The 12,841-nt window shown below is 66.5% G+C and carries 11 protein-coding genes; 4 read left to right on the forward strand and 7 right to left on the reverse strand.

Going from position 1 to position 12,841, the window contains the following annotated elements; genetic code table 11:
- Window positions 1–4: 4 nt before the first annotated feature.
- Together MTR65_RS10650 and MTR65_RS10655 are read left to right on the forward strand one after the other, a co-directional pair.
- Window positions 5–2,074, forward strand: coding sequence for a S9 family peptidase (locus MTR65_RS10650; protein ID WP_226632415.1), 2,070 nt, complete (start codon window positions 5–7; stop codon window positions 2,072–2,074).
- A 5-nt stretch (window positions 2,075–2,079) separates the two neighbouring features.
- Window positions 2,080–2,499, forward strand: coding sequence for an acyl-CoA thioesterase (locus MTR65_RS10655; RefSeq protein WP_243799954.1), 420 nt, complete (start codon window positions 2,080–2,082; stop codon window positions 2,497–2,499).
- 12 nt (window positions 2,500–2,511) lie between these two features.
- On the opposite strand, the gene MTR65_RS10660 is transcribed toward MTR65_RS10655, so the two are convergent.
- Together MTR65_RS10660 and ald are read right to left on the reverse strand one after the other, a co-directional pair.
- The gene (locus MTR65_RS10660; protein ID WP_327194329.1) at window positions 2,512–4,224 is read right to left on the reverse strand and encodes a sensor domain-containing diguanylate cyclase; all 1,713 of its coding nucleotides are present in this window, start codon (window positions 4,222–4,224) and stop codon (window positions 2,512–2,514) included.
- 58 nt (window positions 4,225–4,282) lie between these two features.
- The gene (gene ald / locus MTR65_RS10665) at window positions 4,283–5,398 is read right to left on the reverse strand and encodes an alanine dehydrogenase (protein WP_243799957.1); all 1,116 of its coding nucleotides are present in this window, start codon (window positions 5,396–5,398) and stop codon (window positions 4,283–4,285) included.
- A gap of 156 nt (window positions 5,399–5,554) precedes the next feature.
- On the opposite strand from ald, the gene MTR65_RS10670 reads away from it, so the two are divergent.
- A complete protein-coding gene (locus MTR65_RS10670) occupies window positions 5,555–6,010 on the forward strand; it encodes an Lrp/AsnC family transcriptional regulator (protein WP_243799960.1) in 456 nt (151 codons plus the stop codon).
- On the opposite strand, the gene MTR65_RS10675 is transcribed toward MTR65_RS10670, so the two are convergent.
- The 4 genes from MTR65_RS10675 to MTR65_RS10690 all read right to left on the reverse strand — a co-directional run bounded on the left by MTR65_RS10675 (window position 5,995) and on the right by MTR65_RS10690 (window position 11,469).
- A complete protein-coding gene (locus tag MTR65_RS10675; RefSeq protein ID WP_243799963.1) occupies window positions 5,995–7,782 on the reverse strand; it encodes a cation:proton antiporter domain-containing protein in 1,788 nt (595 codons plus the stop codon). The two genes, MTR65_RS10670 and MTR65_RS10675, sit on opposite strands and share 16 nt — an antisense overlap.
- A 100-nt stretch (window positions 7,783–7,882) precedes the next feature.
- Window positions 7,883–8,320 carry a hypothetical protein gene (locus MTR65_RS10680; protein WP_243799965.1) on the reverse strand — a complete coding sequence of 146 codons (438 nt, stop codon included), beginning with the start codon at window positions 8,318–8,320 and terminating at the stop codon, window positions 7,883–7,885.
- The gene (locus tag MTR65_RS10685) at window positions 8,317–10,767 is read right to left on the reverse strand and encodes a DNA translocase FtsK (RefSeq protein ID WP_243799967.1); all 2,451 of its coding nucleotides are present in this window, start codon (window positions 10,765–10,767) and stop codon (window positions 8,317–8,319) included. The genes MTR65_RS10680 and MTR65_RS10685 overlap by 4 nt, the downstream gene beginning before the upstream one ends.
- Window positions 10,768–10,854: 87 nt before the next feature.
- Window positions 10,855–11,469, reverse strand: coding sequence for a thiamine phosphate synthase (locus MTR65_RS10690; RefSeq protein WP_243799969.1), 615 nt, complete (start codon window positions 11,467–11,469; stop codon window positions 10,855–10,857).
- Here MTR65_RS10690 and MTR65_RS10695 point away from each other — a divergent pair.
- On the forward strand, window positions 11,468–12,130 hold the full coding sequence (locus MTR65_RS10695; protein ID WP_243799972.1) for a YggS family pyridoxal phosphate-dependent enzyme: 663 nt from the start codon (window positions 11,468–11,470) through the stop codon (window positions 12,128–12,130). The two genes, MTR65_RS10690 and MTR65_RS10695, sit on opposite strands and share 2 nt — an antisense overlap.
- Window positions 12,131–12,161: 31 nt before the next feature.
- Here MTR65_RS10695 and MTR65_RS10700 read toward each other — a convergent pair whose 3' ends face one another.
- Entirely contained in the window at window positions 12,162–12,791 is a 630-nt protein-coding gene (locus tag MTR65_RS10700; protein ID WP_243799975.1) for a LysE family translocator, read from the reverse strand.
- Window positions 12,792–12,841 lie beyond the last annotated feature (50 nt).

A 12,841-nucleotide genomic window follows, 5' to 3' on the forward strand; every position in this document is an offset into this window, starting at 1 on the left:
GGGGATGGCAGATTCCACCCAGGCACCCGTTTCGGCCCCCGTCGCGGCCAAGAAGCCCCACTCCTTCACCCACCACGGCATCACGGTCCAGGACGACTACGCCTGGCTGCGCGATCCCGGCTATCCCGAGGTGACCGATACCGAGGTGCTCGCCCACCTCGAGGCGGAGAACCGTTGGTTCGAGGCGCGCATGGCCCCGCACCAGGAGCGCATCGACGCGCTGTTCAAGGAAATGCGCGCGCGCATCAAGGAAGCCGACAAGTCCGTGCCGCAGAAGGACGGCGACTACCTGTACTGGATCGAGTTCGAGGAAGGCGCGGAGTACAAGAAGTGGTGGCGGAGGCCCGTCTCGGGCGGCGCGGACGAACTGATCCTCGACGAGGTGGCGCTGGCCGAGGGCAAGGAATACTTCCGTCTCGGCGCACTTTCGGTGAGCGCCAACGGCAAGCTCCTTGCCTACTCGGTCGATGACAACGGTTCGGAGCGCTTTACCGTGCGTATCAAGGACCTTGCGACCGGCGAACTGCTCGCCGACGAGATCCCGGGCACGCTCTCGGCGCTGGTCTGGGTGGCCAAGGACACCGGCCTTGTCTACTCGCTGGCGAACGAGCAGTGGCGCACCGACAACGCACGCCTGCACTGGCTGGGCACGCCGCTCGCGGACGATGTCGAGATCTACCACGAGGACGACGAGGGCTTCCGCGTTGGCTCCTCGCTCTCGGCCAACGAGAAGTGGCTGATCATCGGCACCAGCGACCATGAGACGAGCGAGGCGCGGCTGGTGCGCGCCGATGACCCGCTGGGTCCGCAGATTCTCGTCAAGGCGCGCGAGAAGGGCGTGGAGTACGACGTCGATGAACGCAACGACGTGCTCTTCATCCACACCAACGACACGCATGAGAACTTCCGCCTCGCTACCGCGTCGATCGATGCCCCGGCGGCGTGGAACACGCTCATCGAAGGGTCGGACGATTTCTACCTGACCGGCGTCGACCTCTTCCGCGACTTCTTCGTCATCGAGGGGCGCGAGCGCGGGCTCGACCGTATCGCGGTCCACTATTACGATGATCCGGACCGGATCGAGGCCATCGACTTCCCCGAGGCAAGCTACTCGGCAGGGCTCGGCAACAATCCCGAATGGCACGTCGAGACGCTGCGCCTGTCCTACGAATCGATGGTGAAGCCCGCCTCGGTGATGGATTACGACGTGAAGGCGAAGACGCTCGAAACGCTCAAGGTCCAGGAGATCCCCTCGGGCTACGACGAGGATCTCTACGCCACCGAACGCCTCGAGATCGCGGCGCGCGACGGCACCCTGATCCCCGTCTCCATCGTCTACCGCAAGGACCGCGAAGGGGCAGGCCCGCTCCATCTCTATGGCTATGGCGCTTACGGCATCTCGATCGATCCGGGTTTCTCGACCTCGCGTCTCAGCCTTGTCGACCGCGGCTTTGCCTTTGCGATCGCGCACATCCGGGGCGGCGATGACATGGGCCGCGCCTGGTACAAGGCAGGCAAGCTGGAGCGCCGCACCAATACCTTCACCGACTTCGTCGACTGCGCGAAGGGCCTGATCGAGCGCGGCTACACGCAGGCGGGCAGGATCAGCATCTCGGGCGGCTCGGCGGGCGGCGAACTGATGGGCGCGGTCATCAATTCCGATCCCGATCTGTGGGGCGCGGTCGTGGCGCACGTCCCCTTCGTCGACGTCCTGGCAACGATGCTGGATGAGACGCTGCCGCTGACTCCGGGCGAGTGGCCCGAATGGGGCAATCCCATCACCGACAAGGCGGCTTTCGAGCATATCGCAAGCTACAGCCCCTACGACCGGGTCGCGGCTCAGGCCTATCCGCCGCTGATGGTGACGGCCGGGCTCAACGACCCGCGCGTGACCTACTGGGAACCGGCCAAGTGGGTGGCGCGCCTGCGCGAACTCAAGACCGATGACAACGAGCTGATCCTCAAGACCAACATGGGGGCTGGCCACGGCGGCAAGTCGGGCCGCTTCGAGAGCCTGAAGGAAACCGCCGAGGAGTTTGCCTTCATCCTGTGGCAACTGGGCATCGAGGGCTGAGCACGATGGCCGAGCCGTTCACACGCAGCTTCGAGGCCACTTCGGAGCACATCGACCAGCTCGGCCATGTCAACAACGCGGTCTGGGTACAGTGGATGGAGGAGGTCTCCGTCGCCCACTGGGAAGCGGTCGCTCCGCCCGAACACCAGGCCGCCTATGTCTGGGTCGTCACCCGGCACGAGATCGACTATCGCGGCAACATCCGCGAGGGCGAGCGTGTGACGGCGACGACCTGGATCCCCGATCCGCCCAAGCGCGCGACCTTCGACCGCTGTGTCGCGTTTCGCCGTGAGGGGGAAGAGGAGACGGCAAAGGTTCTCGTGCGTGCCCGTACGACCTGGGCGGTGATCGAAGTTGCTTCGGGGCGGCTGGTACGCATCCCCGAAGACGTGGCCGCACCCTTCTGGAGCAGCGCAGCCGAATAGCTGGCTAGCTGATCACCCGACGAGTTCCAGGCGTGTGGTCGGGAGGGGGGCGATGGAGACGTTGCTGCGCACGCAGTCGCGCCCGGCCGCCTTGGCCGCGTAGAGCAATTCGTCACAGGCCGTGTAGACTTCGGTAAACGAAGGGACGTGCCCGCAGGTCATATCCAGACGATAGACCCCCATGCTGGCGGTAACCAGCTTGCGCAGCCCTGTGTGCTCCTTGGCAACGCGGCTGGGAATGGCCTGGCGCAGGCGTTCGGCGCGTTCCAGCGCGTCCTCGCCGCGCAGGAGGAGCAGGAACTCCTCACCGCCCAGGCGTACCGTCAGGATGTCCTTGTCGCCTGCCAGCGCCCGTCCCACGGCTCTCAGCACCTCGTCCCCGGCGGCGTGGCCGTGGGTATCGTTGATCGCCTTGAAATGGTCGATGTCGAGCGCGGCCATGGTATGGAAACCGGTGCGCAAGAGCGTGTCGAACTTTTCCTCGATCGCGCGGCGGTTGAAGAGACCGGTGAGCGGATCGTGCAGCGCAAGGTTGGCCTGGAAGCGCGCCTCGGCGAGGGCATGGTCGCGCTGCAGGCGGATGGTCATGATCCGCTCGGCCACACCGAGCGTGGTGACTGCGACCTCGAAGGCAATCGCGAAGTGCTGCTCGACCATCATGCCCAGCGGCGCGTCGGTCAGCCCCAGGATCGAGAGGTTGCGCGCGATGCCCAGCAGCATGAGAGGGGTCCAGCCCACGATCTGGAACCAGACGAGGCGGCTGCCGCGCAGGGCCGAGAGCACGATCGTGGCCAGCAACGTGGCGATGATCGGCAGGAACGACATGTAGTAGAGCGGCGCGACCGAGGGCAGCAGCACCCCGTCGGCGAAAAAGTAGTACCCGCTCCAGAACAGGAACCAGGGGCAGAGCAGTTCGACAGCAAAGCGCTGGCGCGCGGTCAGCGTTTCGGGCTCGATCAGATCGATGAAGAAGCGCAGCGTGGCGATGACCATGAACGCCCAGCTCAAGGTCGAGAGCAGGCACAGTTCCGTGACCGAAAGGCGCACGAAGCGGTTGATGAGGCCGCTGCTGACCAGCGTCTGGGTGAGCATCGCCAGGACGGCGGCGGCATGCCAGAGGATGAAGCGCTGGCGCAGGATCCGGAAGAAGACGAAGTTCAGGATCAGCGGCATCAGCATCAGCCCGCAGAGCGCGGCCAGGATCAGTTGCCGGTTGCCAACCGCCATGGGCGCGGCGCGCGAGCCGACATCAGCGTCGGAGAGAAGGCCGATGTGGCGCGGCCCTGTCACCTTGAGAACATAGGCCTCTACCGGACCATCCAGGCGCGGCAGCGCGGTGAACATCCGCCAGCGCGTGGTGGAGAAGCGCAGGTCATCCGACTCGATATTGCGCGTGATGGACCGACCGTCGCTACCGATCGCGGTGATCGTCATGCTGCGGTAGCGCGTGAGGCGGGTGGTCAGGACGGCATCTGCTGGCAGATCGCGTCCCCGTACGTCGATGCGTACGTAGCTTGCCTGGGTTCCGCTGACTTTCCAGTCCGAAGGGCCGCACGTCCATGCATCCCGGGTACGGGCAAGAATCGCGGACGAAGTCTCGGACGATGCCAGCGTATGGCACCGTGACCCGACAGGGAAGTCATTGGCAGCCTTGGCGAATCCCGGAATCAGTCCCGCCAGAGCGATCAGGAGACAGAACAGGAAAGGCCGGGCCCACGAGAACATGCGCTGTTCCTTGGACCCGGCCTCTTCAAGATAAGGTTAATATGGTTGAAATTGAACGCTAGGCGAGAAGCTCCGAGACGGGTGTGTAATCGTAGCCCAGTTCGGTGGCGACGGCCTTGTAGGTGACCTTGCCGGCATGGACGTTGAGACCCTCGGCAAGGTGCGGATCGCGGGCCAGCGCACCCTTCCAGCCCAGGTTCGCGATGGCGAGCGCGTGGGGCAGGGTCACGTTGTTCAGCGCGTAGGTGCTGGTGCGCGAGACTGCGCCCGGCATGTTGGCCACGCAGTAGTGGACCACACCGTCGACCATGTAGGTCGGGTCGTCATGGGTGGTCGCGTGGCTGGTCTCGAAGCAGCCGCCCTGGTCGATGGCGACATCGACGAGGACCGCGCCCTTCTTCATCGTGCCCAGCATCTCGCGTGTGACGAGCTTGGGCGCGGCGGCGCCCGGGATCAGCACCGCGCCGATGACAAGGTCGGCATCGGCCACGCTCTCGGCGAGGTTGGCCAGGCTCGAGAAGCGGGTCTTGGCGCGTGCCTCGAAGTAGTTGCCAAGGCGTTCGAGCACCTCGGGATTGCGGTCGAGGATCGTCACGTCCGCGCCAAGCCCTGCGGCCATCTGCGCGGCGTTGAAGCCGACCACACCGCCGCCGATGACGGCGACCTTGCCCGGCATCACGCCCGGAACGCCGCCGAGCAGTACGCCGCGTCCGCCCTGCGCCTTCTGGAGCGCGGTGGCGCCGGCCTGGATCGACATGCGGCCGGCAACCTGGCTCATCGGCTTCAGGAGCGGCAGCGCGCCGTTCGGGCCGGTGACGGTCTCGTAGGCAATGGCGGTGACGCCCGCCTTCACCAGATCCTCGGTCTGGGCGGGATCGGGTGCGAGGTGGAGGTAGGTGTAGAGGATCTGGCCCTCACGCAGCATGGCGCGTTCCGGGGCGAGCGGCTCCTTCACCTTCACGATCATGTCGCAGCCCGCGAAGACCTCTTCGGCGGTCGCGATGACCTTGGCGCCGAGCGCGCTGTACTGCTCGTCGCTCGCGCCGATGCCGAGGCCCGCACCGCTCTGGACCCAGACCTCGTGGCCGTTGGCGACGAGTTCGCTGGCGCTCTCGGGGGTCAGGCCGACCCGGTATTCGTGGTTCTTGATTTCCGTGACGGTACCGACGCGCATGCGCAAACTCCCTGATCCGTGCCTGGAGAAGGTCCAGGCGCCTGATGGAATCAGCCTACAGGGGGGCTTCCGCAAAGTTTTACCTCATTTGACCTTGCGATGGGGCGAAGTTCGAATAATTTTGCACCTCTGTCGCAATAGATGGGAAAATTTGTCATGGATCGCACCGACCGAGCCTTGTTGAAGGCGCTTCAGGCCGATTCCTCGCGTTCGATTGCCCAGCTGGCGGAAGAGGTCCATCTTTCCGCCTCGGCCTGCCATCGCCGGATTCGCGCGCTGGAGGAACAGGGCCTCATCGCGGGCTATGTGGCGCGGCTGGACGCGCGCCGGATCGGGCTGCCGGTCGAAGTCTTCGTCGAAATCGCGCTCATCAGCCAAAGCAGCGAGGCAATGGACCGCTTTGAGCGTTCGGTGCGTGACTTCGACGATATTCTCGAATGCCACCTGATGAGCGGGGGCGCGGACTACCAGCTGCGCGTCGCGGCGGCCGATCTCGACCACTACGAGACGATCCACCGCGATTGTCTCTCGCGCCTGCCAGGCGTGTCCTCGATGAAGACCAGCTTCTCGCTGCGCCGGGTGAAGCGCTTTGCTGGCTACTCGGTGCCCTGAGGCGCCTCGCCGCCGCGCCCGAGGTGGAGCGGCTCGGTGATGATGCGGTCGTGCGCCACGCGCAGATCGCGCGCCTCGTGCTGGAGTGAGAGGCGCTCCTTGTCCATCTTGCGGTAGGTGCCCTCGGCGCGGTCGATGTCGTCGACCGAGAGGCCAAGGCCATCGAGGATCGCGCGCGAAAGCGTGACCGCCGAGCCCAGGACTTCGCGCACGATGAAGCGCGCGGGGCTGTCCTTGAGCTTGAGGAGCGAGCGGCGGTCGTAGACGCGCGCATAGATCGAGGCTTGCGGAAACGCGGTCTGGACCGCGCGCAGGAAGGCGTCGTCGAGCTGCTCGCCGTCGATGCAGAAGGCGATGATCTGTGCGTCCGAACAGCCTGCCTGGCGCAGGAGATCGAGGCGGCGTCCATCCCCGAAGTAGACCTTGGCGCCAAAGCGCTGGGCCACGTCGATCATCCCGATGTCGGTGTCGATGAGGGTGACGGCGATGTCGGCGGCATTGAGGATCTGCGCGACGGTCTGGCCAAAGCGTCCATAGCCCACGATGATCGCGCTTGCCCCGTCTGCACGTGGCCCCTCGCGCTCTTCCCCGGCGCGCCCTTGCGGGGCCTCGCGGAAGCGGCGGGTGGCCATCATCAGGAACGGGGTAGCGACCATCGAAAGGGTGACGATGGCGCCGAACAGGCTGGCGGCCCGGCTTTCGATCAGCATGGCCTCGCTGGCCTGTGCGAAGAGAACGAAGCCGAATTCACCACCCTGGCTGAGCAGGAAGCCCAGCGCGAGCGCGCTGCGCCACTTCATCTTGAAGGCCAGGCCAAGGGCAAAGATGATCGCGGCCTTCGCGGCGATGAGGGCCAGCGCCATCGAGACGACGAAGAGCGGACGCTCGGCAATGGCCGAAAGGTCGAGCATCATGCCGACCGCCATGAAGAACAGGCCCAGGAGGAGCGAGCGGAACGGCTCGACGTCGGCTTCGAGTTCGTGGCGGTAGGGCGAATCGGCAAGCATGACGCCCGCGATGAAGGCGCCCAGCGCCGTGGAGAGGCCAAGCGCCTGCATCAGCGCGGCCGAGGCGATGACCGTGAAGAGCGCGGCGAAGACGAACATCTCGCGCTCGCCCAGGTTGCCGATGAGGCGGAACAGCGGACGGATCACGAAGCGCCCGGCGGCGACGAGGCCGACGATGGCGAGGACGGTCATCACCGCAAGCTGCCAGCCCGGAGGGCCTTCGGGGAGGTCCGGGTTGCGGTTCATCGCCGCGATGATCGTGATGAGCGGGATGATCGAGAGATCCTGGAACAGCAGGATCGCAAAGGCACGCTCACCAAAGGGGCTGTTGAGGCGGCCTGCGCTTTGCAGCATGGGCAGGACCTGCGCGGTCGAGGACAGGCCGAGCGGCAGCCCCAGCGCGAGCGAAGCCTGGAGCGTAAAGGGTGTGAAGCTGTAGATGATCGCCGAGATGGCCAGGCCACACAGCGCGACTTGCAGGAAGCCCAGTCCGAAGATCTCGCTGCGCATGCGCCACAGGCGGCGCGGCGCCAGTTCGAGGCCGACGATGAAGAGAAGGAGGGTGATGCCCAGTTCGGCAAAGTCGATCTTGCCCTGCGCATCCCCGATCAGGCCGAGTGCATAGGGCCCCAGGATTGCGCCTGCGAGCAGATAGCCCAGTGTCGCGCCCAGCCCCAGTCGGCGGAACAGCAGCACGAAGACGAGGGCAGTTCCCAAGAGGAAGAACCCTTCCTGGAGCAGGAACGCCTGGCCATGCTCTTCCATTGGATCTTTCCTCGTCGTGTCGGCCAGAGCCGGTCAGGTTGCAGCTTGGCCGAGGCCGGGGGCGCGTAACCTAGGGATTGTCTTTGGCGTTACCAAGGGTTCAGCGCGGAAGAATACCCCGGCAGACGTAGCCCAGCACCTTGCCCTGCGCGGTGTCCCATTGCAGCGCGCCGCTTTGCGGCGAAGAGTTCGTGCCGCTGCCGATCGTGCGGCCATCGGGCGCGACGATCGACCAGCTCACGATACGGTGGCGACCGCCCGCGCAATTGACGGCGCGCCTGTAGTAGAGCGTGGTGCCCTTGGGATAGGCCCCGCGCCGCGACTGGAGCACGTTCGCCTCGATGTAGGTGCGGGTGTTTCCGGCGATCCGGATCGAGGCCGTGTCGACGAGAACCGCACGGCCCAGCGTGCGCTCGACATCGCGGGCGAAGAGGCGCTGCCACTGGCCCGGGGGCAGCGGGGCTGCGGCCAGGTTCGCGGGCAGGGTAAGGGCGGCGAGCGCCAGCGCGAGAGACGCAGTCTTTACAGCGGGCTTCACAGCGGGTTGCCGTTTTCATCGCGGTAGATGTCGCGTCGGCCAACGTGGTTGGCCGGGCCGACGTAGCCATCATTCTCCATGCGCTCCACCCACTTGGCCGCGGTGTTGTAGCCCACGCCCATCTGGCGCTGGAGCCAGGAGACCGAGACCTTCTGGTTCTCGAAGACGAGCTGGCACACCTGGCGGTACTTGCGCTCCTCGGGCTGGTCGGAGGCGGTCGCGTCGAGGTCGTCGAAGCCGAAGCTGCCTTCCTCCGGCTCCTCGGTGACGGCCTCGATGTATTCCGGCTTGCCCTGGCCGCGCCAGTGGTCGGCAACGTGCTCGACTTCCTCGTCCGAAACGAAGGGTCCGTGGACACGCTTGATGGGGTCGGTGCTGGGCTTGTAGAGCATGTCACCCTTGCCCAGCAGCTGCTCGGCGCCCTGTTCGCCCAGGATCGTGCGGCTGTCGATGCGGCTGGTAACCGCGAAGGAGATACGGGTCGGCAGGTTGGCCTTGATGACGCCGGTGATGACGTCGACAGACGGGCGCTGGGTTGCCATGATAAGGTGGATGCCCGCTGCGCGGCTCTTTTGCGAGAGGCGCTGGATGAGCACTTCGATTTCCTTGCCCACGGTCACCATGAGGTCGGCGAGTTCGTCGACGATGAGGACGATCTGGGGCAGGACCTCGTAGTCGAGCTGGTTTTCCTCGTAGAGCGCCTCGCCCGTCTCGGCATCGAAGCCGGTCTGGACGCGGCGGCCGAGCGGCTCGCCCTTGGCGGCCGCCTTGCGCACCTTTTCGTTGAAGCCGGCGAGGTTGCGCACCGAGACCTCGCTCATCATGCGGTAGCGCCGTTCCATCTCCTCGACCGCCCACTTGAGCGCGCGCACCGCCTTGGGCGGGTCGGTCACCACCGGCGAGAGCAGGTGGGGGATATCGTCGTAGCTCTTGAGTTCGAGGACCTTGGGGTCGACCAGGATCAGGCGGCACTGCGCGGGCGTCAGGCGGTAGAGCAGCGAGAGCAGGATGGCGTTGAGGCCGACCGATTTACCCGAGCCGGTCGTACCTGCAACCAGCAGGTGGGGCATGGTGGCGAGGTCAGCCACGACGGGTTCGCCCGCGATGTCCTTCCCCAGGATGATCGGCAGCATGCCCTTGTGGTGGGCGAAGGCTTCGGAGGCGACCATCTCCTTGAACGAGACCATCTGGCGGTCCGCGTTGGGCAACTCGATGCCCATGACGGTGCGGCCCGGGATCGAGGAAACGCGCGCCGAGATCGCGGACATGTTGCGCGCGATGTCGTCAGCGAGACCGACCACGCGGCTCGACTTGATGCCGGGCGCGGGTTCCAGTTCGTACATGGTAACGACGGGGCCTGTGCGCACCGCGGTGATCTCGCCCTTGACGTTGAAGTCGTCGAGCACGGTTTCGAGGAGACGCGCGTTGCGCTCGAGGCTGAGCTTGTCGATCTCCTTGTCCGAGCCTTCGGGCGGATCGGTTAGGATGTCGAGCGAGGGCAGCTTGTATTCGTCGAACAGGTCGGTCTGGCTTGATCCCACGCCGATCTGTGCAGGCTTGGCCGCGCGCTGGCTGTCGACGATGGCGGGCGCACGGCGCGGCGCGGTGTCGGAAAGGCCCACGGCCGCGCCGCTGCGGGCGTCCTCGCGCGCGGCCTTCGCTGGAGCGTCGGGTTCGAAGGGAAGGGCGTCTCCCTCGTCCTCGCTCGATGCGCGGCCCTTGCGCCGTGCCTTGGGGGGGGGCGGTTCCTTGCCTTCGCGGGTAAAGCGCGAGGGGGAGGGCAGCGCCTGGGGCAGGCGACCGATGCGGCCGGGAAGCGAAAGCAGGCGCGCCCAGTCGAGCGCGAAGACGCGTCCGATGAGCGTGAGCCCTACAACGAAGAAGACAAGCGCGACGGCAATCTTGATCCAGACCACGGCGGCGGGCGGGGCCAGGCCAGCGAGCGCGTCGACGAGGAACGCGCCCAGAAGCCCAGACATGCCCCCCATCGAGGCGGGCAGCGTGCCGCCCGGTTCGGAGAACCACAAGGAAAGCACCGTCGTGATCAGCATCATCGCGACCACCAGCATGGCAACCGGCTTCCACCAGCGCTGGTTGGAAGGCTCGGCTTCAGCGTCCTCTTCCTCCACCAGCAGCCAGAGCTTGCGGGCAAAGACATAGAGCAGCGGGACGAAGAGCCAGGCGACCGGGCCGAAATAGAACAGGAACTGGTCGGCGACCCAGGCCCCGACCGGCCCCATCCAGTTCTGCACCTCACCGCCTGCGGCGGTCGAGGCGGACGGATCGGTCTGGCTGTAGGTTGCGAGCGCGGTGATCAGGAACAGCATGGCGGCAAAGAGCACCACCGCCCCGCCCAGTTCGCCCGCGCGGCGCACCGAGCGGCGAAGCACGGCGCGCCAGTCCGGCTTGCCCGCGCGCTGTCCGGCGCCGATTGCCCGAGATGCCATGATCGAATTCCCGCGTATTGAAAATTGGGCCCTAATCCGCGCGATCATGCGCAGGCGGGGCGGTTTTCGTCAAGAACAGAGGGGGAATCAGGCTGTGGGCGGATGGCGCGAATCGCCGGAAAGTCCGTCGATTGCGGCCCAGCGTGCGATGCCCCGTGCCCGGGCGCGGTGGGTGGTCATTCCCCCAAGCGCGATGACAGGCACCTGCGCGCGCGCGGCGATGGCGCGAAAGCGCAAGGGGCCCAGCCCCTGCCTGCCCGGGTGCGAGCGCGTCGCGAAGACGGGCGAAAGCAGCACCGCATCGGCGCGCGCGGCGTGGGCAGCGCGCAGTTCGGTGAGCGAGTGGACGGTGACGAGCCGAAGGCCCTCCATGCCCGGTGCCAGCAGACGCGCGCTGCCATAGGCGCCGTCCGCGCCCCAGTGGCGTGCCTTCGCGACAGTCCCGGCCAGGATCACGGTATGCCCGCGGCCCCGCGCCGTGCGGGCAAGCCGGGTGAAGCGGGCTCGCCGGGCCGGTCCGTCCAGGTGGTAGTGGCGGTAGATGAAGCCTGATCCACGCGGCAGGCGGGCGAGCGCGTGCTCCAGCCCCGGATCGTTGCGCGCATCGCTGATGAGCCAGAGCCGGGGAAGGGGCCTTGCTTGTGGCTTGCGCGGATTCGATGGGTGGCAGTTCGGCACGGGGACGCTATAGCAGCGCGCCATGAATGAGCCAGTCACTCCCCTTGCCGAAGTGCGCGAGAGCATCGCGCACGCGGCCCGCATCGCCCAGCGCGAGACCTCGGGCATCGAACTCATCGCTATTTCCAAGACGCACGGGCAGGATGCGATCCGGCCGTTGATTGCGGAAGGCCAGCGCGTGTTTGGCGAGAACCGCGTGCAGGAAGCGCAGGAGAAGTGGCCCGCACTACGCGAGGAATACCCCGATCTGGTGCTGCACCTCGTCGGCCAGCTTCAGTCGAACAAGGCCGAGGACGCGGTCGCGCTGTTCGATTGCATCCACTCGCTCGACCGCCCCTCGCTGGTGAGCGCGCTGGGCAAGGCGATGGCGAAGGCCGGTCGCAAGGTGCCCTGCTTCGTGCAGGTCAATATCGGCGACGAGGACCAGAAGGGTGGCTGCGCCATTGCCGACGTGCCGGCGCTGCTGGAGGCCGCGCGCGAGGCGGGCATTCCGGTGATCGGTCTGATGTGCGTGCCGCCGCTCGGCATCGAGGCGGCGCCCTTCTTTGCGCTTCTCGCAAAGATCGCGCAGGACAACGGGCTCGACCAGCTCTCGATGGGGATGAGCGGCGACTTCGAGACCGCGATCATGCTGGGCGCGACCCACGTGCGCGTCGGTTCGGCGCTGTTCGGCGCGCGCGACTGAGCCGGGGCGGGCTCCCTGGCTGCGCGCCGGTTTAGCCGCGTGCGGTCAGGAGCGCGATCCCGAAGGCCACGAACAGCCCGCCGGTCAGCTTGTTGAAGAGGTTCTTGACGCTGGGGCGCTCCAGAACGCGCCCCATCGAGCGTCCACCCAGCGCATAGGTCATGTACCAGAAGCTCTCGATCGCCGCGAAGGTGGCGAGGAGCACGGCGAACTGCGGTCCGGTGGGCTGAGCGGGGTCGATGAACTGAGGCAGAAGTGCTGCAGCGAAGAGGATGGCCTTGGGGTTGCTGAGCGAGATCGCGAGGCCGCCCCGGTAGAGCGCGCCCGCGCCGAGGCGTGCAGGCGGCAGGTGATCTTCGGCCACATCCAGTAGCCCCGCCCGGGTGCGCCAGGCCTTGATCCCCAAGTACACGAGATAGGCCGCGCCCGCATAGCGCAGCGCCGTGAAGAGGCCAGGCACGGCCACCAGAAGGGTCGAGAGCCCCGCGACCGACGCGGTGAGGAGGAGCATCAGCCCCGAAAGGCATCCCGCCATCGCCGCAAAGGTGCGCGCCAGGCCGAAATCGACACTGCGCGTCAGGATATGCAGCATGTTGGGGCCGGGCGTGGCGCTGATCGCAAAGACGGTCAGGGCGAAGAGCCACCAGGTTTGGAGGGTCATTTTGGGAAACCTGCGCAAACGACAAGGCCGCGCCGGAGATCCGATCTCCC

Source organism: Novosphingobium mangrovi, from assembly GCF_022818885.1.
In the GTDB taxonomy this organism is placed as follows: domain Bacteria; phylum Pseudomonadota; class Alphaproteobacteria; order Sphingomonadales; family Sphingomonadaceae; genus Novosphingobium; species Novosphingobium mangrovi.

Excerpts from the sequence above, each read along its gene's own strand:
- MTR65_RS10660 (WP_327194329.1), bottom strand. The coding sequence starts at position 4,224 with ATGTTCTCGTGGGCCCGGCCTTTCCTGTTCTGTCTCCTGATCGCTCTG.
- MTR65_RS10695 (WP_243799972.1), top strand. The coding sequence starts at position 11,468 with ATGAATGAGCCAGTCACTCCCCTTGCCGAAGTGCGCGAGAGCATCGCG.
- MTR65_RS10675 (WP_243799963.1), bottom strand. The coding sequence starts at position 7,782 with ATGGAAGAGCATGGCCAGGCGTTCCTGCTCCAGGAAGGGTTCTTCCTC.
- ald (WP_243799957.1), bottom strand. The coding sequence starts at position 5,398 with ATGCGCGTCGGTACCGTCACGGAAATCAAGAACCACGAATACCGGGTC.
- MTR65_RS10650 (WP_226632415.1), top strand. The coding sequence starts at position 5 with ATGGCAGATTCCACCCAGGCACCCGTTTCGGCCCCCGTCGCGGCCAAG.
- MTR65_RS10670 (WP_243799960.1), top strand. The coding sequence starts at position 5,555 with ATGGATCGCACCGACCGAGCCTTGTTGAAGGCGCTTCAGGCCGATTCC.
- MTR65_RS10700 (WP_243799975.1), bottom strand. The coding sequence starts at position 12,791 with ATGACCCTCCAAACCTGGTGGCTCTTCGCCCTGACCGTCTTTGCGATC.
- MTR65_RS10690 (WP_243799969.1), bottom strand. The coding sequence starts at position 11,469 with ATGGCGCGCTGCTATAGCGTCCCCGTGCCGAACTGCCACCCATCGAAT.
- MTR65_RS10685 (WP_243799967.1), bottom strand. The coding sequence starts at position 10,767 with ATGGCATCTCGGGCAATCGGCGCCGGACAGCGCGCGGGCAAGCCGGAC.
- MTR65_RS10655 (WP_243799954.1), top strand. The coding sequence starts at position 2,080 with ATGGCCGAGCCGTTCACACGCAGCTTCGAGGCCACTTCGGAGCACATC.